16 protein-coding genes and 1 CRISPR repeat array are annotated in these 22,413 nt (G+C 51.1%); of the genes, 1 reads left to right on the forward strand and 15 read right to left on the reverse strand.

The genetic code is table 11. The features are described 5' to 3' along the window. The first annotated feature begins 813 nt into the window (after window positions 1-813). A CRISPR array of direct repeats spans window positions 814-1,209; the repeat unit is 36 nt; unit sequence CCCTCAATGAAGCTCCTCAGCGTTAGCTGAGGAGAC. Window positions 1,210-1,498: 289 nt separating this feature from the next. From cas2 to cas7g, 6 genes are read right to left on the reverse strand one after another with little or no spacing between them, the layout of a single operon-like run. Continuing rightward, on the reverse strand, window positions 1,499-1,795 hold the full coding sequence (cas2, locus tag AC1AZA_RS10530) for a CRISPR-associated endonuclease Cas2 (RefSeq protein ID WP_476514610.1): 297 nt from the start codon (window positions 1,793-1,795) through the stop codon (window positions 1,499-1,501). Window positions 1,796-1,823: 28 nt separating this feature from the next. Then, window positions 1,824-3,410, reverse strand: a complete 1,587-nt coding sequence (cas1, locus tag AC1AZA_RS10535) for a CRISPR-associated endonuclease Cas1 (protein WP_476514611.1) — start codon at window positions 3,408-3,410, stop codon at window positions 1,824-1,826. Next, the gene (locus tag AC1AZA_RS10540) at window positions 3,403-4,488 is read right to left on the reverse strand and encodes a CRISPR-associated protein Csb3 (protein ID WP_476514612.1); all 1,086 of its coding nucleotides are present in this window, start codon (window positions 4,486-4,488) and stop codon (window positions 3,403-3,405) included. Before AC1AZA_RS10540 ends, cas1 begins: the two co-directional genes overlap by 8 nt. A 6-nt stretch (window positions 4,489-4,494) precedes the next feature. Next, entirely contained in the window at window positions 4,495-7,653 is a 3,159-nt protein-coding gene (gene cas3g / locus AC1AZA_RS10545) for a type I-G CRISPR-associated helicase/endonuclease Cas3g (protein WP_476514613.1), read from the reverse strand. Continuing rightward, on the reverse strand, window positions 7,650-9,368 hold the full coding sequence (csb2, locus tag AC1AZA_RS10550) for a type I-G CRISPR-associated protein Csb2 (protein WP_476514614.1): 1,719 nt from the start codon (window positions 9,366-9,368) through the stop codon (window positions 7,650-7,652). The genes cas3g and csb2 overlap by 4 nt, the downstream gene beginning before the upstream one ends. 10 nt (window positions 9,369-9,378) lie before the next feature. Next, window positions 9,379-10,584 carry a type I-G CRISPR-associated RAMP protein Csb1/Cas7g gene (gene cas7g, locus AC1AZA_RS10555; protein ID WP_476514615.1) on the reverse strand — a complete coding sequence of 402 codons (1,206 nt, stop codon included), beginning with the start codon at window positions 10,582-10,584 and terminating at the stop codon, window positions 9,379-9,381. A 287-nt stretch (window positions 10,585-10,871) separates the two neighbouring features. On the opposite strand from cas7g, the gene AC1AZA_RS10560 reads away from it, so the two are divergent. Further along, window positions 10,872-12,629, forward strand: a complete 1,758-nt coding sequence (locus AC1AZA_RS10560; protein WP_476514616.1) for an ATP-binding protein — start codon at window positions 10,872-10,874, stop codon at window positions 12,627-12,629. Window positions 12,630-12,741: 112 nt separating this feature from the next. On the opposite strand, the gene AC1AZA_RS10565 is transcribed toward AC1AZA_RS10560, so the two are convergent. From AC1AZA_RS10565 to AC1AZA_RS10605, 9 genes are all read right to left on the reverse strand, one after another. Next, window positions 12,742-13,440 carry an ATP-binding protein gene (locus AC1AZA_RS10565; protein WP_476514617.1) on the reverse strand — a complete coding sequence of 233 codons (699 nt, stop codon included), beginning with the start codon at window positions 13,438-13,440 and terminating at the stop codon, window positions 12,742-12,744. A 25-nt stretch (window positions 13,441-13,465) separates the two neighbouring features. Beyond that, a complete protein-coding gene (locus tag AC1AZA_RS10570) occupies window positions 13,466-13,951 on the reverse strand; it encodes an ATP-binding protein (protein WP_476514618.1) in 486 nt (161 codons plus the stop codon). 527 nt (window positions 13,952-14,478) lie between these two features. Further along, the gene (locus AC1AZA_RS10575; protein ID WP_476514619.1) at window positions 14,479-15,546 is read right to left on the reverse strand and encodes a glycosyltransferase family 4 protein; all 1,068 of its coding nucleotides are present in this window, start codon (window positions 15,544-15,546) and stop codon (window positions 14,479-14,481) included. A 2-nt stretch (window positions 15,547-15,548) separates the two neighbouring features. Then, window positions 15,549-17,075, reverse strand: a complete 1,527-nt coding sequence (locus AC1AZA_RS10580) for a glycosyltransferase (RefSeq protein WP_476514620.1) — start codon at window positions 17,073-17,075, stop codon at window positions 15,549-15,551. A gap of 23 nt (window positions 17,076-17,098) precedes the next feature. Continuing rightward, window positions 17,099-18,598: a flippase gene (locus AC1AZA_RS10585; protein ID WP_476514621.1), complete on the reverse strand. Its 1,500-nt coding sequence runs from the start codon at window positions 18,596-18,598 to the stop codon at window positions 17,099-17,101. Between the two features lie 12 nt (window positions 18,599-18,610). Further along, window positions 18,611-19,501 carry a hypothetical protein gene (locus AC1AZA_RS10590; protein ID WP_476514622.1) on the reverse strand — a complete coding sequence of 297 codons (891 nt, stop codon included), beginning with the start codon at window positions 19,499-19,501 and terminating at the stop codon, window positions 18,611-18,613. Window positions 19,502-19,867: 366 nt separating this feature from the next. After that, on the reverse strand, window positions 19,868-20,845 hold the full coding sequence (locus AC1AZA_RS10595) for a glycosyltransferase family 2 protein (protein WP_476514623.1): 978 nt from the start codon (window positions 20,843-20,845) through the stop codon (window positions 19,868-19,870). A gap of 2 nt (window positions 20,846-20,847) precedes the next feature. Continuing rightward, window positions 20,848-21,990 carry a glycosyltransferase family 4 protein gene (locus tag AC1AZA_RS10600; RefSeq protein ID WP_476514624.1) on the reverse strand — a complete coding sequence of 381 codons (1,143 nt, stop codon included), beginning with the start codon at window positions 21,988-21,990 and terminating at the stop codon, window positions 20,848-20,850. A gap of 190 nt (window positions 21,991-22,180) precedes the next feature. Next, the coding region (locus AC1AZA_RS10605; protein ID WP_476514402.1) for a transposase at window positions 22,181-22,413 on the reverse strand (233 nt) is incomplete at its 5' end.

Genomic DNA, 22,413 nt, shown 5'->3' on the forward strand with positions numbered 1-22,413 from the left:
TCATGGAAAGACATCGACAGATGACTCTCAAAAATAAAGAAAAAGACGCGGCTTCTTAATAAGGAAAAGAAGCACGCACAAAAACCCCGACACCCCTCACACCGCGACTAACGGACCCACAAGCAACCCGGAAAACCGGACAACCCACGGGCGGGCATCGGACTGGCAATCAAAAGACTTGCATAAAAAAAGCAGTACAAACACACTCTTGAGTTCTCAAACCACCACACACGCACAACCAACCCGCAACCCCGAAGAGAAGCAGACCGCCATGCGGCAGCGAAAGAACAACATACACGAACCCCCACACCCACGCAACCCCACCCAGACACGACACCACCCAACCCCAACAAACACAACACATCCCACGGCGTGTCGCAACACGGCAAAACACGGCCCACGCCACCAGAATAACCCACACGCAAGCCACCCGACATCCCGCACCACCCACATTCCATCACAAGACATACACAATTCACCCCACATTCAACAAACACCACCACGGCAGAAGCGCACCAACGACGTCACCCCGGCCGTACCGCCCCCGCACACCAGCCATCCACCACAACAGCGAAAGGCCTTATTCGTCCTTTTCGCCTGCTCTCAATGAAGCCTCAGCGCCAGCTGAGGAGATTACGACCTCGGCCCATGGAAGTATGCCGCGGTCTGGCACTCTCAATGAAGCTCCTCAGCGTTAGCCAAGGAGACAAGGCAAACCAAATACCCAAAGGAGAAGACGACATGCCCTCAATGAAGCCTCAGCGCTAGCTGAGGAGACGCCCATGCCTGACCATCTTAGTCGACCGCGAGGGACACTCAATGAAGCTCCTCAGCGTTAGCTGAGGAGACCACGGTGACGGTCAGCCCGCTGCCGGTCGCGGGACCCCCTCAATGAAGCTCCTCAGCGTTAGCTGAGGAGACCGGACAGCAGCTGGGTTTCCTCGAGCAGCTGCAGCCCCTCAATGAAGCTCCTCAGCGTTAGCTGAGGAGACACGGAATGTGACGCAGGTCCTCGTTCAAGCCGTACTGCCCTCAATGAAGCTCCTCAGCGTTAGCTGAGGAGACGGCCGGCCTTGACGTTGTTCAACATGACGATCAGTCGCCCTCAATGAAGCTCCTCAGCGTTAGCTGAGGAGACTCCAACCCTCCGGGCCCATGGGTCGCCGTCAGTGACCCTCAATGAAGCTCCTCAGCGTTAGCTGAGGAGACCGCCACACCTCCGCACCATAGCACAAGAGGGCAAAACACCTTCCACGCGAGCGCTACAGCAAGCAGCGAACTTAACAAGCTTCGGTTGCATGCTTTGCAACCCAAAACCTTGGAATTTCACCAGCGAGCGCTCACGGGCAAAAACAACCTGATACAGCTCTCGCACTGCAGACCGCGCCCCGGTCAAAACACTCTTCGATTATCAAGCTACCGTCACGTCTTGGTGAATAAGCTATTGCAAGTCAGTGAATACTTGGAAAGGCATCAGACGGGATAAACGTACGTTCACTCATATGATCTGCGGCACTGCCACATCACGATATCCGCGTCTCCCCATGAACGTCATGGCGCTCTCAGATCCTTCGCGCGCATCCAAGTCACAGATCAGCACCGAATCCTGGGAACTATCAATCTCGTCTTCAAGCGCCACTTTGACCTTCAGCAAAGCTGACTTGCGCACCTCCAACAGGAACACGCTGTATTGCAAACGCATTCCGTGACTTTGCAGGGTTTTTACGATGTGCGATCGACGTACGTCGTCGCTGATGTCGTACGCGATCAGATAACGACGTTGTCCAATGACCATTACGCATCCTTTCTTTGTGAGATCTTCCCTATCGAACACGAATACCGCGGTACTCGCATTGCGTTCCATCTATATAGCCCAGCACCATCCGTGCCTGAATCTCCACGATTCTGCGCCACGAGGCCTTGTAGCGGAAAATCGGATGAGTGATTTCCGTCTGCATACGACGCTCATAGGCGGCAATCAAAGACTTTCTGGTGCGGTCCTTCATACGAACCGAACCGAGCACGGCAGTAAATCCTTCCGGAGACACCTCACCATTGTTGATCACGGTCTGCACCACCGAATCGGCAACCGGTGCACGAAACTCCTCCATGAGATCCAACGCCAGAGCCGGTTTGTTCCGGCTGCTGCTGTGCAGGAAACCGGCATGAGGATCAAGACCGCATGAAATCAGTGCGCGAATGCAATCCGAAAGCAACAAGGCATAAGCGTAATCCAACAGACTATTGACTGCATCACGTGCGGGACGCCGTGTTCTACCATCCCAAGGCCAATCATCGCGACGCGCCTCTTTGATCAACATAGGAAACTGCGCGAAATACAAGGAGGCCGCTTCGCCTTCCAAGCCAATAACATCGTGCCACGAGTTGGCGTTGGCGACCGTACGCTCAATTTCACGCAACCGCTTTACAGCAACATTGGCACTGTCGGATCTTCGCAACAGCACTGACTGGTTATGCACCTTGGCGACGATGAATTCTCGCGCCAACCCCAAACGGCCTTCGTGCGACGCCACGTGCTGTTTCACTCGTTGCAGTCCGTTGGGCCCATACGTAGACGCGCTCCACCCGTACAGCCGTCCGGTTCCGCTGCACCAGAGGATCGGCACATTCCGCCACATGAGTTCGCGGATCAGTCCGCTGGACAGATCGGTATTGCCATGCACCTGCAGCGCCTGAACCGTGTCGATCGGCACCGAGGCAATCTCATCCCCATCCTTGTATACGATCATGCGTCCGGCCCGGCTGAACGCCTTGGCTCCCGGCGTAGCCAAGTGCGTGACCTGCCGCTCGGCGGATGCAACAATGCGATGCGTCACCGGCTTGAAAGACCGCTCCTCCGGCAGACATATCCCTACATGCGAGCAACGAAGGCATCGCGGACTGTCTTCCAACGGTTCCGGCGCCGTTTCCGCATTGATCAGTTCCCGTGTCCGCTGCACGGCTTCTTGAGCGCGATCACGATCTTCATCGGTCAATTCCACTTCCACGACTCGATGATGCGAAGTGAAGAAGATCTCAGTACCGACTACGCGGAATCCCATATCCTCGAGACACGCCGCCTGCAGTGCAAGCTGGATGCGCATGGCGTCGGTAATGGTCATGGCGCGTTTGACCGGTGTGGCCTTGTATTCACGGATGATCACGCCCTTCTCGGTCATGCGTGCCGCGTCAAGGCGTCCGCTTACGCCCCACCGCTCATGCCGGATATCCACCGACTGGAATTCATTCGCATCATGCGTACCGACGGCGCGGTCCACCTTACGGTGCTCGTAATCACCCTGTGCGATTTGGTCGGAATCCACCCGCTCGCCGGCAGCTTCCAACCATGCCCGGCGCGGGCAGAATATCGTATGCGCCACCAAACTCAGCGGAATCGGTTCGTCATTCATCGGCAAATCCTTTCTCACCGAGCAATATCGGTTCGCCACGTTGCAGCCATAGTTCCGGCACCTTCACCGCCGTCGCATGCCGGGCGAACAACATGCAGCATCGCACTCCCCGCGCACGCAGCCACCGTTCGCTTCTATGAATCTCAGCCGATGTCAGCATCTCCTCTGGTTTCCGCCCAGTGCCACTCCGCACTTTTCCGGGCGCGGAGGCAATTGCACCACGGCACCCAACCACGGTCAGCGCCTGACTGCGCACCACGGAAGCATACCGACGAACGGTCCATGGTTCGTCCCATATCGGCAACGCCGTATACACAGTCCGACCAACGGTGAAGAATGACGCAGTATTGCCTCGAGTCGTCGAAACTGATCGCATCACGGGAAATGCGGACACTCCGAACAACGCGCACCACGCCTGAGCATTGTCCGTAGGGAACGGACGGTGCAGACCCGTCGGCGTACGGCTGTCCGGCTCGTTCTTGCCGACCTCATCATCCACCGTTTCGCCACGCAAACCGGATTCCACCGCTTCGACGGATCGTTCGGCCACGGCTTTGGCCAACGGCAGCAGACGACCAGATATGAATTCCTGCCCCTTGTTCCGTGTAACCATTTCCCAGAGGGAAGCGCCGCGGTCGGAATCGTATTGGTTCGCAGTAACATCTCCAGACCAATACGACGGCTCGCCCAGAGAGCCGATGTACCGATGGTCCAACGGCGTCAGCAATGCGTCAATGGCCCGTTCACGATCATGATGCAGTTGTTCCCATCCCTCCTGCGGTTTTGGCATACCCAGCCTCGGACTCAACGTCGCTCGGACGGACGAACCGGAACAGTCATACGTTCCCCTGGCATTCAGCCACTTTGACGCCGCCCAACGTGCAGCATGGTCATGCACGATCGCAGCACAATCCCTCCAAGTCAGGTCGTCGCTGGTACATAACGCCGCATGGTCGCGGTCCCGCCATCGCAACTCGCAGATGCGTTGCGGATCCGCATCCTCCACAATGGAGGCAAGCCCCACGAGCAGCATATGCGCAAATGCGTCATCATATCGGCCCTTGATTACCAGTTCCATGGCATTTCACCTGCCTTCCTTGGAAACCGTACAATCCGCCGCACGCAGCACCGCCTCCAGATAGGCGACGCCCCAGAACCCGTAGCGGCGGTTCGTGCGATCAATGATTGTCTCCCATCTTCCGCGGTCGAAGAGTTCGACGGCAGCAGCGTGTATTGCCTGCATATCGATGCGAGGATCACCGGGCTGCAATTCCGTTTGCGGAATCAACGTGTCCGCATTGGCCGCGAACGTCGATCTGCCATGACCGTGCGATGTACCGACCAGACGGGTCACCAATTCCGCATCATGCGCCTGCAACCCGATTCGCGCAGACCAGCATTCCGCGGCGGAGCGCTGTTCATGACGCCATCCGCGAAGCCCAAGGGCGATGCGATTGGCATATTCATATGCGGGGAATCGGAATGCGCTTTTCGCCAGATACGTCGCATCGTCATAGACTCCGTTCCGCGGCTTCTGCAGCCGATAATGCAACAGCTCCTGAAATCTCGTATCCTTCTTGCCATCGTCATGGTGCCGGGCAGCTATGGCCAAATCGAGACGCAAGTCATCCGGAACAGCAAGCAGGGAAGAAAACATCTCGGTACGATTCCGGACCGCGCACTGATGGCCGTCCGACGTTTCGAGCAGAACCCCGTGCTCCGCTCGTCGCCCGAACTGCAATTCCTGTCTGACGGTCATGGATTCCTCGACCGACGAAACGCGTCGGACGATCAGCCATATCGGTTCATCATCAGCCGCATCGGTCGGAAGCACCATGTCGGCGGTCGTCTCTCCCGACTCGTAAGCGTCAACGAGAGTGGGATTGATCCTCGCAATGGTCTGTCTCAGCACATCGTATGCCAGCGCACGATCGGTCTGTCCATCGTCGCCTTCCGCAATGACGCCATCCGACGCCTCAGCCTGCCGAGCGATCGCGGACTGCAATGTCAACATGGCACTGCGCAGAGCGGAATGACCATCCGTCTTTCCCGGTTCCGCCACAATCACTACGCCATCGGACTGGCAACGGTTGTAAATATCACCGTGCGCGCTGCTTCGTGCGATATCGGGTGTCTTTGCAAATGATTCACGACATGTGAGATCGATCATGGGAATGTTCGTGTCGAACAGCGGGGCGCTGTCGTCGACAACGAGCGTATCGCCGGGCTGGACCTGTCTGCTCAGTGTACCGTTGTTGCCGATCCTGGCAGCGTTTGGATCTGAGCCGTTCCACACCGTCACCTGCTGCATTTCGTCGCCCATGCCCGGGCGGACGATGAAGATGCGGCTCCGCACCCTATCCGGAGCCATCATCGTTTTGCCGATCTCATCGATTTGCTCCCATGAGCGAATCGGGAACGATTCGTCCGCCACCGGCGGCGCGCCATTGATCACTTGAATGGCAACCGCATCATCGGTCGGCAGCGTACGGACCACCAAACCTATACCGGGATCATCATCCGCATGCAAGTCGTCTCTAAGCCACAGTGTGATATCGAAGGGACGCTGCCGTGGCAGCGTAAGGTCCGCAGCCAAATGTTCGTCAGTATGGGACAGGTTCTCCACATCCCATGACTCAAGACGCTGCAACGTCATACGCTGCAATGTTGCCGGCTTCGGAGGCCGTACGCATGCATTCCATGCGGAAAGGCCCGTGTCCTGCGGCAATTCGGCGAGCCAGCGCAGGGCATATTCCAAATCCTCCGCCTCATACGGACCGGATTTCCGTATCGATTTGGCCACGTTTTCGTGTCGGAAAACAGTAATGGGACCGGATGCGCGCAATCCCCGACGATTGACACGCCCGGCGCGCTGGATCAGTGCGGCCGGCGGCGCGAGTTCGGTAATGAGCGATGCGAAGTCCGCGTCGATGCCGACTTCCAAGGTCTGCGTGGCGATGACAAGCCGCAGGCCTGACCGCTCGCAAGCATCAGAATCGCCCTTCATTGCCAGATACCGTTCGGACCGCAGTAATTCATTCTTGTCGTGCTGCCGCATTGGACCGATAAACATGTCGATCTGGCGACGCGGATCCGCGGCACCGGGTACCTTGGCCTGCTTCAGCTCCCTGACCACGGCCCGTCGCACGTCGGCTGCCATGGCGGGAGTGTTGACGATGCATGCCACGACGCCTTGCGCATCCTCCGTCGCCTTCATTGCATCGATGCAAGCGGATGCCATTGCGCTTGCCAGTTCCTTGCCCCCGGCAACCGCAATGTTCACCGGTTTCGCCGCCTTGAGCCTGCGGCTCAGATCGGTATCCGCTTCGAAGTCCCGTTCCCGAACATCAATCACATCGGTTTCGTCGTCCTGTTCATCCTGCGCATCGTAGCGGGACGGCGTAGCGGTCATTTCCACAACCTGAAGCGGTGCAATTGCGTCGGAAAGGGGACATTCCTCCCCGAGCGATTCAATCCGCCGCACGGACCTCGCCGTTTCAACCAGCTGACGACTCAGATGCGCCTCGTCGGCAGCCAGTACCGTATCGTAGGCCAGCAGTCCCGCCTCTATCGGTGCCGCCAAAGGCGTGACACCATAGCCATGGAACAGCAGACGGCTGCCGAACATATCCGGCGTGGCGCAGATAATCTGGCATTCGGTGGGATGATACCGCCATTCACGTGTTGTGGCGTCCACCGGTTCGCCGCCGCGCAGCCGTGTGACGCGACACCGTAGCGCTCCCTCTTCGCATCGTACTTCGCCGATGCCCGATCGTGCATCCAGACCGCGGCAGATATCGTGCAAAGGCGATGGATCTTCCACATCGTTGAGCCGCGCAGTGAGTTCGGCTGCTTCCTCGTATTGATCGTCAACCAAGGCACGACGGTTCACCGTCATGGCCAGCCGTCGGGGAACGCGATCCACGCACATAACGGCGAGCGCATCAGCCAACGCGGCATCGTCAATGTCGCCGGCACTGGTCAAACGCTTCAATCCCGCCATGGCATTGGCGAAGACATGCACGTCAATGACCATCGTCTTACCTGAACCAGTGGGTGCCGCTAAACGCTGCGGCCATGCACCGGTAACACATACCGCCCTTGCCAGCCGCAATTGCCATTGATACGGCGTACGTCCTCCGTGCATATCACCGACGAATCGTATGAACTTCGGGCCTATGATACGCTCCCATGCCTCGTCGCGAGCAGCGCCGTCGTTTTCCATCCACCTGTCACCGTTCATCGCGCCCACCCCGGCTTTCCCATGTTGTCAAGCAAACGAGTCGGTATATCAACAGGCAACAGCAATCCGCCACCCAGATGCCGACTCTGTCCGATCGCCGCAATTGCCGTATCCGTCTGCCACGAAGGATCGAAGCCGATCAAGGCCGAAATCCCCATGAGCGTGACTCCCGGCTGCACCTTGTGCACATACCGTTCCATTTGTGGACGACCTGTCGACTGCGCCTCAATGACACGCAATCCCGACGCAATGACACGGTCCACGAGCGACCAGTACCGCGCCTCGCGACTGCTTGGCATCACGGGTGAAACGTCGGTGGCCTTCCGAGACGCCTTAGCTTTTTCGTTGATGTTGTCGCGCCATGCATGGCCAACGGACAGTTCCACATGCTCCCGCGCGCCCCAACGGCGACGGGCATCGGTCGGATCGGGAATCGGTCGCGTTTCCCGGACGCAGAACGGGTATGGGCTCCACAGTCGCGTGCATCCGGATTCCGTCGGTTTCCAGAATCTCCGCAGATCAATGCCTCCCCTAGCCTCTCCAAGCACAAGCCGCCGCACCGCATCACGGTGATACAGCCGTTTCCCCTGCACTGCACGGCAAATCCGTTCGATTGCACCCGCGTCCTCGGGAGCGATGTCATGCGGGAACATGATGAGGAATGCGGGAAGCTGCGACCGAAGATCGTCGGCAATGGGCATATCAGGCGTAAGAATCTGGATTGCCACGTTGTTTGCCGGGCGCACGGTGCTCGGAATACCGTCATAGCGGCCCGTCAGCACCGGCGACGCACCATAGCCCCACTGCCGTACCAGCAGACGATGCATGGCGACGCACCAAGCAACCAACTCGGAATCCTTCGGCTCCCAGTTACGAGCGTATGGCTTTTCAGCATCATCCACGCATACCGGGATGAGAATGCCACGCGTCCATGGGCAGATGGTGCTCCCGTGCATCGCTGCCGCCGCCGGATGTTCGAGAACATATCCGACATTGCGTACATAGTTCGTCAGATCGTTCGGCAGGACGTTCTTCTCCTCCTCGCCACCTTTCGCTGGGGAGCCCTTCTTCGGATACGCCTCGGCATAACCATTCCTCAGTTCCTGAAGATGCCCGGGTGCGGGTACGGCGAACTCTTCCATATTCGCCATGCCGGCAAAGGGAAAGTCATCGGACTCCATCAGCAACGAATTCGCCAACGGATATGCGGCATCATCGAAAGCATAGGCATGCAGCCTCACCGGTGAGCACGCCTCACCGAGATACGGCACCTCCCAGCACAATGCGGATAGAGCCTCCTGCAATTCCGGATTGGGAGCATTCCGCCATTGCCAGATCAGTGTGCCGGCTTCGGTGTCACTATAGGCCGTACATCCCAGATCGGCAGCGGCGATCTTCTTCGAGACGCCGTTCTTACCATCCCATGCACCTTGATCGCGGTATCTGAGAGGCATAACTGCATTGGGTGTGCTTTCGGGCAGCCGAATAGCATCCGGGGCATGCTGCTCAAGCCATTGGAATACCGCCTCCAAACAATCCGCGGATATGACGGATCCGCTTCCGTCCGAGATCGCCCCGAGGCCAAATGGCCTATAGGCAACCGAGACCAAAGTCTTGTAGAGGCGTTCCGGCGAGGGATATCGTTCCAGCTGTCCCACGGAGTTTGACCCTCGGTAGGTGGCAAACAAAAAACGCGCGGATATAGCAAACGGCATCGCATACCGCCTACTCGTCGGATTCCTCGGCGGTACCGGCCTTGGTCACCAGCGGATTGCCGGTAACTCGCAGCACCTGACCATGCCAGTCCACGCCGGCCACGTCCTGCGCCTGCTGGTACGCCTGTTCAAGCAGTTCATCGGCATGGGCCAAGTCAAGCATCTCCAGATCCTCCTGAGCACCGAATCGGCGGTCCAAGACCGTCTTCGGAGCGGCAGCCTCGCGCAGCATGCAATTCGCGCGGAGATTGAGCTCGGCGTTGCTCCCCGCCATGGCGTCGAGAATAACAGCGGCCAGCAGCACACGGATCGCGGCATCGCCATCCGCACCCTTGCCGAATCGCAGTGCACGCAATGTGGAGAAGCTGAGCACATGCGTACGGATGACCGAGCTGACCGCGATGCCGTCCAGATCTGCGGCATTGCCGACCTGCGGAGGAATGGCACCAAGCCCCAGCTTGGATCCCCTACCGCTTTTCTCAAAATCCGTCCGGGTTTTCTCGCTGACCTCCGAGGCCACAATGCCTCCGATGACCTTGGCGTCAGCCTTGTCGAACTTGATGCTTGCATCGACGGGATCCACGCGAGCACCGGCACGACGCACGGGCTCGGGATCCCGCTGGTTGGCCAGTACGCCGATGATCTCGCCGTTGAACGGAGACGCGATGCGCAACTGGTTCTTACGTCGCGTGGAATCCCAGCCGCCGAGCGCCACCGTAATGGGAGACAGGTCAAACAAGGCGCTCATATCCTCCGCCGTGGCGTTACGGGCCCTAACGTATGCCGGCAATTCGGAAGTCGGCCGTCCGTCGACCGAACCGACGCGGATATGAGCATCGAATGCGCGATGCGGTAACTGGGAATCAAAATACGACCGTTGGATCGTGCCTCCACGGCCATCCTCCATCTCGTAGGTCACCTCAATGCGTGGCATACGCGAGAGAATGGGATGACCATCCTTGATGGCCTTAACAATATAGTCCTCCAGTCGATTGGCCTGCGATGGCCGCGAATCGATGAGCACCACGCGCCGGAGCTCTCCGTCGATGTAGCGATCCTCGTAGACATATGAGGCGGCGTTGCCATCGGCATACTTGGCCGGTGCCACGACCCCCTCTCCGCCGGCAGCCGGTACCAAAACCGTCCGCTCCGACAATGTACTTGGCCCGCCAAGCCTGCTAGCGGAATTCAAATCGTTGATGCCTAGAACAGCCATGACTACATTCCTTTCGGCTTCTACCAGATATGGAACAACCTTGTTCGTCACAGCTAGTATACTTTAAGACTACATAATAAGGAAATAGACGGGACTGTCGACCGTGCTTGCTGTTTTTCGCGGGTTGGCTGATGGGCCCCGGTAGTGATCATCGGCGATTTGTCAGTGTAGCATCACTATTGCATCACTTATAACACTGATGCAATAGTGATGCTACACTGATCTCACAGTGATGCAATAGTGAGCAACTGTCACCATAACGATCGGACAACAGCGAGGAGAGCTTCATGACATGGACTAACGAGGCGATCCGCGAAGTCCTGGCCCGGCTGCGCCGTCAGCACAACGACGACGGTCGCTTCGAGGCGAAATCCTGCGATCGGAGCATCGGCGGCAGCGTATGGGAGAGCGTCAGCGCCTTCGCCAACACCAATGGCGGCACCCTGCTGCTGGGAATCAGCGAGTCCGACGACTTCGTTCCCGCGAAAGGGTTTGACCCCAACCGGATAACGGCGCAGTTTATCGAGGGCATGGGGGACGGCAACCCTCAGGGCGTGCGGCTGACGAACCCTCCCATCTACGAAATCTCGCGTTGCGAAGATCATGGCAGGCCGTTTCTGGCCATAGACATCCATGAAAATTCCATAGCGGAAAAGCCGTGCTACATTACCGCCAAAGGCCCTCAATCCGGCGGATACCGCCGTGTGGACGACAAGGATGTCCGACTTTCCCCAACCGAGATTTTCGAGTTCGAGAACGCTCTGATCCCCAGTCCGGCGGATCGACAAACGGTACCGGAAGCCACGTTGAGGGATCTCAATCAAGACGCGGTAGACGCCATTATCGAATCCGCCGGGCGCAGTTCCAAGATCCTTCGAGGCATAACCGATCGCAATGAACAACTCGTAAGGCTGAACATCATCAATTCCGACGGAAAGGTCCGCCTTGCCGGACTGCTGGCGGCAGGGCAATATCCTCAGCAGTTCTATCCGAAACTGCTCATTGACGTCGCAGTCCACCCGGGTCTCGCCAAAGCATCTTCTGAAGGGCCCCGGTTTCTGGATCGCGCGCTATGCGACGGCAGTATGCCGGAAGCCATAGATCAGGCGGTCGAAACCGTCGCACGCAATCTGCGCACGCCCACGTTCGTCTCTGGCGTCGGAGCGAAGACCGATTCCGAAATCCCCCGTGCAGTGCTACGCGAAGCCATCGCGAACGCGGTGATTCACAGGGAATACGATGCGCGTTTCGTCGGCGAATCCATCTCCGTGGACGTCTACCCCGATCGCGTGGAAATATCCAACCCCGGAGGGCTGTGGGGCGGGGTTACGCTCACTACCATAGCCAGCGGTGAATCGCACTGCCGCAATGCAACCTTGACGCAGCTCATGCATAAGGCACCATATAACGGCCCAGGCGGCGAAGTCACCGTGGAAGGCAACGGCTCCGGCATACGCTTCATGATCCGCGAAATGGAATCACGTGCCTTGGGAGCGCCCACATTCAAAGCGCGTCCGGATCACTTCACCGTGATTCTGGGACGTTACGGACTGGAATATCAGGAAAACCAGAAATGGCTGACATCCACGGGCGTCAAACTCTCGCGACAGGAACAGTCCGCCTTGCTGCTGCTGCGTCAGCATGGCCCCATGACCGTCCACCAGCTACACATAGCCTTATACGCCGATTCGGATGACGTGCGAGCCATTATGCGGAGGCTCACCGCCTGCGGAGTCGCTACAGAGCGGCAACCCGACCAGTACGCCATCGCGTCTGCTGAATCCGTCAACGTTCAGGAACCCGCGAACACATCGGACGTTACGCTGAACGACACGGAACGCGCCATTCTGGCGGCGTTTTCCGGCACCAACGAACTGGGCATTCATGAAATCAGCCGTCAGGTTGACAAATCGCTCCCGACCATCCGCGCCGCGCTCAGGAAACTGGTCCAAGCCGGTCTCGTCGCCGCCACGGCGCCACCGTCCAGCAAGAAACGTAAGTACAAGTTGGCTGGGCACAGTCAGTTAGGCTCGGTATCCCGTTAGTGTAGTTTCACTATCGCACCACTTATAACACTGATGAACTGATAAACCATCAGCACATCAGTGATGCTCGGCAATGGGTCGGCTTGCATCTTGTGCAGCCTGCCCACGTGGGTCATTCGAAGGTTTGAGCATCGGCGGTGCCGCCCCGTCGTGGTGGTGGATGGTTACTTGCCGGGCATGTGTTCCGCATATTCCATTCGCCGTTTTCTATCCAGATGGTGTTGTGCATGATCCTGTCCATGATGGCGTCGGCGTGGATGCCGCCTCCGAGTCGTTGGTGCCAGTCCTTTTGGGGGTATTGGGTGGCGAACAGGGTGCTGCCGGTGTCGTGGCGGCGTTCCATGAGCTCGAACAGAAAGGCGCGGAAGCGTTCCTCGGGCAGGTCGAACAGCCATTCGTCGAGCGCGAGGGCCGTGTAGCCGCTGTATCGTCTGAGCAGTTTGGATCGGCCCTGGGGTTTGTCGGCGGCCTGCGTCCATTCTTCCTCGAGGTCAGGGACGCGGATGCAGCGGGCGCGGTACCGGTTGCGGCATGCTTGGCGGGCAAGCGCGCAGATGATCCAGCTTTTCCCGCTGCCGCAGTAGCCTTGGGCGACGATGTTGCGGTGGCGTTCGACCCATGCGCGATCGACGAGGCCCACGCCATGTTCATCGACAAACGTATCGGAAGCCTTGCCCGACGCGCCAGGCTCCGCTACCCGCGGGCCGGCCTGCGCATCTGAGTATTTGATTGTGTGAGGGCCATCGGTTATTGCAGTTGGAAGCCGCTGGTATTGCGGTTGGGGGCCGGTGGCCGTTTGGTTGGTGGCCACCGGCTGATGTCGCGCTGACCGGTCGTCAGCTGTCGTTGCCGGTCGTCCGCGCTTGGCGCCGACGCATGTTGTAGTCGCCGGTGTCGATGGTGATGCCGTTGTAGACGATGCGGTCCATGATCGCGTCGACGGTCACATCGCCCCCGAGTTGTTGGTGCCAGTCCTTGACGGGGTATTGCGTGCAGAACACGGTGATGACGGTGTCGTAGCGGTGCTCCAGTACCTCGAGCAGGAAGGAGCGCATCCGGTCGTCGGTCTGGTCGAGGAGCCATTCGTCCAGTACGAGCAGCGCGTACGCGCCGTACTTGCGGATGAGCTTGTGCGTGCCGGCCGGTTTGCCGGTGACGGCGTCGAGCTGTTCGGCGAGGTCGGGCATGCGCGTGTACAGGGACCGGTAGGAGTTCCGGCATGCCTGTTTGACGATCGCGCACGCGAGCCAGCTCTTGCCCGATCCGGTCGCGCCGGTCAGGCCCTCATGTTCGGCAAAACGGACAACCAGTAAACCAACCACCGGCCGGCACGCTCGATGTCGAAACCCGAAAAAGAGTGACGAAACACGAAACACCGACTTGACTAAAAACATCCCGCCGTTGCTCGGTCGTCAGGAGATGGCTTGTGCCGGCGCTGCTTGCACTCTCCGGGGGGCTCGTCGATCCACGACACCAGCGCCCGTTTTCGTGGGATAACCCATCCCGCGCATGGCGCGCGACAGGCTGCGATCATGCTCCAGATAGTGCTCGACGGCAGCCCTGCGTTGGGTGAGCGTGTACCCGTTATGAGCCGCGGCGTCCGGGTCTCGCTCCACGCCGTTGGTCCTGTCCTGGTACCAGTTGCGCAGGCACTGCGCGCTCGGATACTCCAGCTTCCCAATCGCGTTAGCATGACATGTCGTACTTGATCAGTAGCCCCACCGCTCTGCGATGCTCCACGTCGGTGTACACCGGCGCTCCTTCCAGTCAGAGTGCCAGATTTCCACCGCTCCACCGGTGCCTGCAACCTCACCACACAAACAGGCGAAGACTCAAAAACAACTATATATTAAATAAGATTGCAAATCTTATTACATATTAATTCAAACTGATGAGCCATATTTCGTTCACTAAGTGTTCCATTAATGGCAGCAATATTCTCTTCTCCCATTTGTTTTAGATCTAAATCAGATAAATGAGATAATAAGACTATTTTATTTGCAAGATCATCCACATTATACGGTTGATAAGTTAAAATACCTTTGCTTTCCTGAATATAATCATGAATAGCAGGGACATCGGCAGCCAAAATTGGAGTACCAATGGCCATTTGCTGAAGTAACGTCAACTGTCCAAAAGAATAATTGAAATTATCTAACGGAATGATAGATGATTTTGCGTTGATGATATAGTTCATTAATTTATCTATGGGGATAAAAGGCAAAACTTTAATATTAGGATTAGAGACCTTTATCGCAGGATTGCCGACAAGGTATAATTTTTCACTAACACATGCATGATCGTATGCCTCGATCAGTGTTTTCCAGTCGCGTTTTCTATAGCCAACGCATATGAAATAAGATTCTGGAGAATCTACTTTTTTATAATGCTTATTGGACCAATACGCAAGATCCACTCCAACAGGAATAAATTTACTCTTATCTACAAGCCAAGGGAATTGATCACGATAATAGTCTATTTGAGAACTGGCATGATATACCATGTAGTCAAAAGCTTTGCTTGAGAATTGCGATAATTTATGCATAATGCCATGCTTATGGGCTTGATGAAAAGAACTGATGTCTACAACTAAAATCGGAGGGGTTTTTAAGTGTAAAATTCGTTTCAGAGCACAAAGCAACATTGCACTATTTGAACCATGTATAAATATTAAATCATACTTATTGATTTTTGATATAATGCGAAGGGTTTGATAAAAGTGAAAACGAATCCTATTTTCAATTTTTTTTATCGTTTTTGGCGCACTGATATCAACGACGTCAACTTTGGGGTTATTGGAAAAATAACGGAAAAACCAAAACGGAACATCAGGACAATCGTAATCGGATGGCTGCAGATCGGCAGGAATAGAATCGCAGTACTTTATCTCCCAATTAATCAATAAAAGAATACGCATTGTTATCTCTCCTTGCTATGCTCGATTTTACGTGCGGGAATACCAGCTATCGTAATTCCAGATTCCAAAAAAGATTTAGTGACAACAGAATTAGCACCTATTTTGATATCATCTGCAATAATGACATCACCTATAATTTTAGCACCAACACCAATATCGACATTATCCCCAATAATGGGACATAATTTTAATTCATTACTTTTTCCAGAATTTCCTATGCAATTGTCTCCGTGTAATTGACAATTATTTCCTATAATACTACTTCCGTTAACAACAATGTTCCCATTATGGTGGATAACTAAACCACTGGAAAAAACATCTTCAGGAATTTCAACACCGATGAGGACACCGAGTCGATTCTTATGGGCTCGATTAATCCAGTATAGTAGTTTCCAAATTGGGTTTATTGAAACTCTAGTAAGATATCGATAAAATTCACATTTTCTTATCAAAGATACTAACTTATAATTATAAATTCTTTGATTAAAACTAATATAGTCAAACCAAGAATTTGGATAATATTTTTTTTCTATCTTCAAGATATTTATCAGATCCTTATATTTGATTTTTTCGTTAGAAATACCGAAGAGACACGAAAAGAAAAAAGCAGGTAAATATCGAAGAGCAAATAATTGAATTTCAGTAATAAAATTATATTTATAATGTATATTGTGAAGTTTAGAAAAAAAACGATCCTTTAGCCTACCAAGCAATTCTTTTTCGTTTGCATTTGAGACTCTGGGATATGCAAATCTAAAAAACCATATATTATAACGCAAATAAAAAAACCCTAGCGAGTCTGAAAAGTGTGTTTTGCAAGTCTGATCCGTATACACATCCTCAATTAATTCAAATGTGTCAGTATACTTTGCAAATTGGCTACTGGACATCGCCGAATTATCACTTTTATAATAATTATAAAAGGCTTGCCCAAGGATGCATATTTTATCCGTATGCTTTAAAATCTCAAAAACGAAAAACATATCTTCGGCAATTTTTCTATTATCTCTAAATCTAATTTTGCCAATAAGTTCTCGTCGGTATAGTTTTGCCCATACGTTCCAACCTATTGTATTCTCTTCAAAAAAACATTTTAAAATATCCGGCCCAGAAAGAATGCTATTATTCCCAATGCAATTTATTTCTTTTTTGTAATTTAATGCCAAAATCTCTTTATATCCGCAAATAGCCATCTGTGAATTTGTATTTTCACATTCAAAGAATAAACTTTCAAGCATATTTTCTGTTATCGTATCGTCGGCATCAATAAAAGTGATGTAATCACCATCAGCATTATCTATACCTGTATTACGCGCTGTACTGACTCCATTATTTTTTTGATGAAATACTTTGATCAAAGGGCTAGTAGTAGCGATTTGATCGCAAAGATCACGCGTTTTTTCTTCAGAACCGTCATCTATAATTAATACTTCAATATTCTTATATGTGCTTTTTAAAATACTATTTACACATCTAGTTAGAGTTGAATATGAATCATAGACGGGTATGATTACACTTATTTTTTTCATTCTAATATTCCTTCATCTGTAGATTATATTTTTTTATATTTAATAAGTTCATATAGAAGTTTATAAGATTTGCTATCAAACGTTACAGCGCATATTATCCACGAAACTATATATATAAAAAACCCAATCATTAATATTAAAAATGACTGTAATGCTGAAGTATCATTTTCTATAAAAATATCATTGAATAAACAAAAAGAGAAAACAGAAATAATAAAAGCAATTATATGACAAATCAAGTCTTTTGTTAATAGCCTTAAACTATATACAGACAGAATAATATCTTTTGCACTGTGTATTTGCAAAACTAGAATAAAGAATTCAGCTATAAGTATAGATATAGCTGCTCCTGTAGCTCCGAGGGCGGGATCAAGCAATACATTAAGACATATACTTATTGGCACTCCAATTAGATTTGCTTGTGCCAGTTTTTTTTCACGATCAAAAACTGTTAGGATACAAAGTCCAATAAAATAGCTGAGACAAGAAAACAGGAATGCAATACTAATAATTCTGATTGATAAGGTTGCTTCTATATACTTATCTGAAGAAATAACGATAACAGCTGGTTTTGCATAAACTGCTAGATATAATGAGGCACCGCAACATAAATTTAAAATTATGATGATTGATTTCTTGAGTAAGCTAGAATAATTTGAAATATTATTTTTTGCATAATATGATAATCTTGGAATTAGCACACCAATAATTGCATTAATAACTGTGCCTAGAACACTACGAAGTTTTGATGCAAGTTGATAAAAAGCAACTTCCCGATTTGTTGTTAATATTCCTAATAGCACTGTATCAAATGCATTATAGAATGATGTAGCAATCGACAAAACCGCAAAGGAAAATAACGGTTTTAAATGCTTCCTGAAATTCAGCTTATAAATATTCTTCTTTAAAGGTATCACTTGAAAAAGTCTGATCAAATTTAACAGGTTATTACCTACCATTACTAATGCTAATATAATACCATATATATACCAATCATCTGTTTTTCTGACAAAGAGAAGTGTCGCCACAAGAGAAATGAGCTTGAAAATAACGCTTCTAATAGTAATGTATTGATAATCTTCGACTGCCTGAAAATACCATTCTACACCATACGATAGCAGTAATGTACTTATAAAGAATATCCACATCAAGGGAGCAAGTCTTTTAAATTGTGGTAAAACAAAGATTGCGATAGCAAATAAACTCAGAACACATACTGTAAATATAGTAATGATACCTAATAGTTCACATACAGTTTTTATCAGCCTATTTTTGTTATCACGAACTCGTGCGCATTCCCTAACTCCATATAAGGGGATTCCAACAAGACAAAATGCCGATAACCAAGTTGAGACGCTGTACGCGAAATTTACATCTCCATATCCTTCTACTGATAATGTTCTTGTAACATAAGGTATTGTGATAACATTTACCAACATATTTGATGCTGTAAGCAGAATATTCATTACCGCATTGAACTTCACTGAATGAGTTGCAAACCCATTTTTTGAATGTTTTCCCATTGGGTCTCTCCACTATTTATTAATAGGAGGTTCGTTATTTAAGCCGATAAATGAGAATAGTATAATGCTGTACACCAAACTACTAGGGAATGTATGCGTAAAAATCTGTGATTCAAAAAGAGCAATAAATAATTGCATAATCTGGACTAATATAAAAACTTGATAAAACTTTGTATCTTTATATTTATAGTTCATCAATTGAATTATGGAGATTACAAATACAATTATCATTATTACTGATCCAATAATCCCCGTTGACACAAAAACATAAAGATAATAATTATCTATGAATGTAAACCCACCTTGTAACTTATCTGAACCAAAAACTGAACTTGCAATAAAACCTATTCCCGTCCAGATACGTCCAGATGAAATGAGTTTAGGTAAATTAATCGTAAAATTATAACTTCGATTTGAATCGACAAAAGCCTGCGAGAAATTTATGGCTCTCGAATAATATATATATATGGAAAATATTACTATCGAGCAAATTATAAAAAAGCGTTTAATATTATGTAAATCACCCTGCTTTACTGATGTGAATATTTGATCTAATGATATATAGAGGTATCCTGCTCCTAAAATTAATAAACCAATTATATTTCCCCGAGAGCTAGTGGATAAAAGCATCAGTATTTTAATTGCATCACTAAAAGTCCAGAACAAATTTAAATGCTGATTTGCGGATCTTAATAAACAGGATAAAGCAATACCTAGCAAACAGAAATCGGCACAATTATTTGGATGTGAAAAACCAAAAGCAACCCTATACCGTGACGATGGATCCGAAATAAAAATTGAAGACAAATGTGAAAATATACTAAAGTGATCAAAATTTAATATATATAATATTAAAGCAAGAAGAGATACTGCTAGATATGATACTTTGATTATATCAAACATGCATTTATTAATTATCACATAATATACTATCAAGAACAACAACAATAACCATGTGCAATATTGCCTTACATTATCATTTATAAATGATTGATATCTATTATTGGGAAATATATATCCAAATATAAATATATAGCTTAAGAAAAGGAGAAAAATGTAAAAAACTATGTTTATTCTCGAAAAGCCACGCTTTATTTCTTTATAAAGAAAGTATGAAAACATTCCTACAATATATAATATTACAAATATATTATCGGATATAAACGGGTTCTCCAGATAGCTTTGAAATCGAATCAATAACATCAAAAATGTTATCGATAATCCAAGAGTTATCCCTTTTCTATATTTAATCATGTGTTTCTTTATGCCTTAAATTCTTTTAATGGATCGATAAATTTTAAAGAAGATGTTATACATGCAGGTTGAAGTCAAGAAAATAGTAAATTGAATCTTTTTCGTACTTGAAAAGCTTGTATTATTTTTAATATATTCCAAATTGTCTTTAATTATTTTTTTAAATTTCCTAATTTCTGTTTTCGGACACAACACTCCATTTTTTATATAAAAATCATATACTGTTAGTGCTGCTGATGCATATGCAGCATGTGCGACTACGGCAAGAGATGGATGATTCTTATCGAGATAGAGCATCTGTTCATACGCTGCTTCTAGGAAATCATTATTTATATGCTTACTCTTTGTAATACTATTCTTTCGCTGATAGTAGTTATAACAAGCATCTGACACAAATGCTATGTTTTGCGCACGGTCGAAGAGCTTATACATAATAAAGAAATCTTCACTTAACTTGCCTTCAGGAAAGCGTATACCATCGAACAATTTAGCTTTATAAAGTTTGCTCCAAGCTCCCATATCAAAAAGACGATATGTATTCATTTCCGTGATTGCATGGGAAAAATCGAATACTTGGTCAGGCTCGATATTTGCCTTTGGAACGATCTTTCCATCGTCAAAAACGTAATTTATTCCACATACAGATAGACTACAACCATTACTCACAGCTGCGTTGAGTAGTTTTTCATACATTTCTGGTTCTATGTAGTCATCACTGTCTACAAACCCAAGCCATGCGCCTCGTGCAACATCGATACCCGCATTTCGAGCCGAAGCTAAGCCGCCGTTCTCCTTATGGATTACCCTGATTCGTTCATATTTCTCCGCATACAAGTCGCATATGGAACCCGATTGGTCTGTTGAACCATCATCGACGGCTATAATTTCCAAGTTCTTATATGTCTGTGCGAGAATACTATCCAAACATTTTGCGAGAAAAGGTTCGACATTATATACGGGAACAATAATGCTGATTAAAGGAGTTTGAATCATGATTAGTTCTCTTCCTTGCTGCGATACAGTTCCAGCGTTCGCCGCACCACGTCGTCCCAGTTGTACTTGCCCGTGATATAGCCGGCGGCACCGGCCTGCAATTCCTCCACACGGGATGGGTCCTCAATCAGATCTTCCAGCTTGGCCTTCAGATCGTCCAGATCGCTTTTACGAAACGTAACGCCGTGATCGCCGATCACCTCCGCGCATTCGGGAATGTCTGAGGTGAGACAACAGTTGCCGTAGCTCATGGCCTCCAGCAGGCTCATCGGCATGCCTTCAAGATCGCTCGGCAGCACGTACACGTACGCGTTCGAATACAGTTCCGCGAGCGTTTCCCCCTCCACGAAACCGGTCATGACCACGCGATCATCCAACGCAGCAGCATCTGCAACGGCGCGGTAATAGTCCGACGAATCCGACGAACCGCCGGCGATCACCAGCTTCAAATCCGTATCAATCCCGTGGAACACGTCAACCAGATACTTCACGCCCTTTTCCGGCACAATCCGTCCTAGAAACAGCACGTACCCGTTCTTGCGCAGCCCCCACTTCCGGGTGATCTCCATGGCCGGGGTCGCCTTGGCCCGTTCGATGCCGTTGGGGATTAAACGCGTCTCGCGGTTGTACGTCTCCTTGAAATACCGTTGCACGTTGCGGCTGAGTACGATCACTTCGTCCGCGCACTTTGCCGCCGTCCGCTCGCCGAACTTCAGATACGCCGACGCAAAACGGCCCCACTTCGCACGCTGCCAGTCAAGACCGTGGATCGTCACCACCGTACGGATACCGAACCAGCGCGCCAGACGCAACGGCACGCACGGCCCCTCCGCATGGTAGTGGATCACGTCCGTCTTGGCCTTGATCGCCTTCAGCGTGGCGAAGAACGAGGAGGAGAGCGCCGCCAAGCCCTTCGCGTCGATCGTGCGGACGGGCACCACACGGACGCCCTTATATATATAAGGGGTGTCTGAGGTGTTCGCCTCGTTGTCAAACTCCGCGCCCGCCACGTTGTGGCCCATGCGATTGTAGGCGACGACCTGATTGCCCGCCGCGGCCATGCGGGTGGCGAGCTCCTCCACCACGATCTCGACCCCGCCCTCGCGCGAGGGGATCCTCTTGTGTCCGATGAACGCGATCCTCATGCCGTCACACCTCACCAAGACAGCAGGAGGACCGGTGCAACAAAACTGACATAACGGCCGTTATCGGTTTTTGGAACGACGATTCCAGGCAGATGCTTACTGTCTAGGGAATACTCGTATCCCCTATACCTTATATATGAGGCAGTCAGTCCCTGAACGCCTCTGACGACTGCGCCGACGTAACCCGGATTCAATTTGTAAGTGCAACGCCCGTCTTCGGGTGGCTTGTCCTTGACAGTACCTTGCCGAGCTCGCGGTACCAAACCTCGTTGGGCGTTTCCCAGCCCAGGACTTTCAGCGGGGTGTCGTTGATCTCCTGGACGATGGCCTGCAGGTCCTCGTCCGAAAGGCCGTCGAAGCCGGTCCCCTTGGGCAGGTAGCGGCGGATCCTGCCGTTGCGGTTCTCGTTCGTGCCGCGCTGCC

The organism is Bifidobacterium sp. LH_389 (genome assembly GCF_056357235.1).

Excerpts from the sequence above, each read along its gene's own strand:
- AC1AZA_RS10540 (WP_476514612.1), bottom strand. The coding sequence starts at position 4,488 with ATGGAACTGGTAATCAAGGGCCGATATGATGACGCATTTGCGCATATG.
- csb2 (WP_476514614.1), bottom strand. The coding sequence starts at position 9,368 with ATGCCGTTTGCTATATCCGCGCGTTTTTTGTTTGCCACCTACCGAGGG.
- AC1AZA_RS10595 (WP_476514623.1), bottom strand. The coding sequence starts at position 20,845 with ATGATTCAAACTCCTTTAATCAGCATTATTGTTCCCGTATATAATGTC.
- AC1AZA_RS10575 (WP_476514619.1), bottom strand. The coding sequence starts at position 15,546 with ATGCGTATTCTTTTATTGATTAATTGGGAGATAAAGTACTGCGATTCT.
- AC1AZA_RS10590 (WP_476514622.1), bottom strand. The coding sequence starts at position 19,501 with ATGTTTGATATAATCAAAGTATCATATCTAGCAGTATCTCTTCTTGCT.
- cas1 (WP_476514611.1), bottom strand. The coding sequence starts at position 3,410 with ATGAATGACGAACCGATTCCGCTGAGTTTGGTGGCGCATACGATATTC.
- AC1AZA_RS10585 (WP_476514621.1), bottom strand. The coding sequence starts at position 18,598 with ATGGGAAAACATTCAAAAAATGGGTTTGCAACTCATTCAGTGAAGTTC.
- cas7g (WP_476514615.1), bottom strand. The coding sequence starts at position 10,584 with ATGGCTGTTCTAGGCATCAACGATTTGAATTCCGCTAGCAGGCTTGGC.
- AC1AZA_RS10560 (WP_476514616.1), top strand. The coding sequence starts at position 10,872 with ATGACATGGACTAACGAGGCGATCCGCGAAGTCCTGGCCCGGCTGCGC.
- AC1AZA_RS10580 (WP_476514620.1), bottom strand. The coding sequence starts at position 17,075 with ATGAAAAAAATAAGTGTAATCATACCCGTCTATGATTCATATTCAACT.
- AC1AZA_RS10600 (WP_476514624.1), bottom strand. The coding sequence starts at position 21,990 with ATGAGGATCGCGTTCATCGGACACAAGAGGATCCCCTCGCGCGAGGGC.
- cas3g (WP_476514613.1), bottom strand. The coding sequence starts at position 7,653 with ATGAACGGTGACAGGTGGATGGAAAACGACGGCGCTGCTCGCGACGAG.
- cas2 (WP_476514610.1), bottom strand. The coding sequence starts at position 1,795 with ATGGTCATTGGACAACGTCGTTATCTGATCGCGTACGACATCAGCGAC.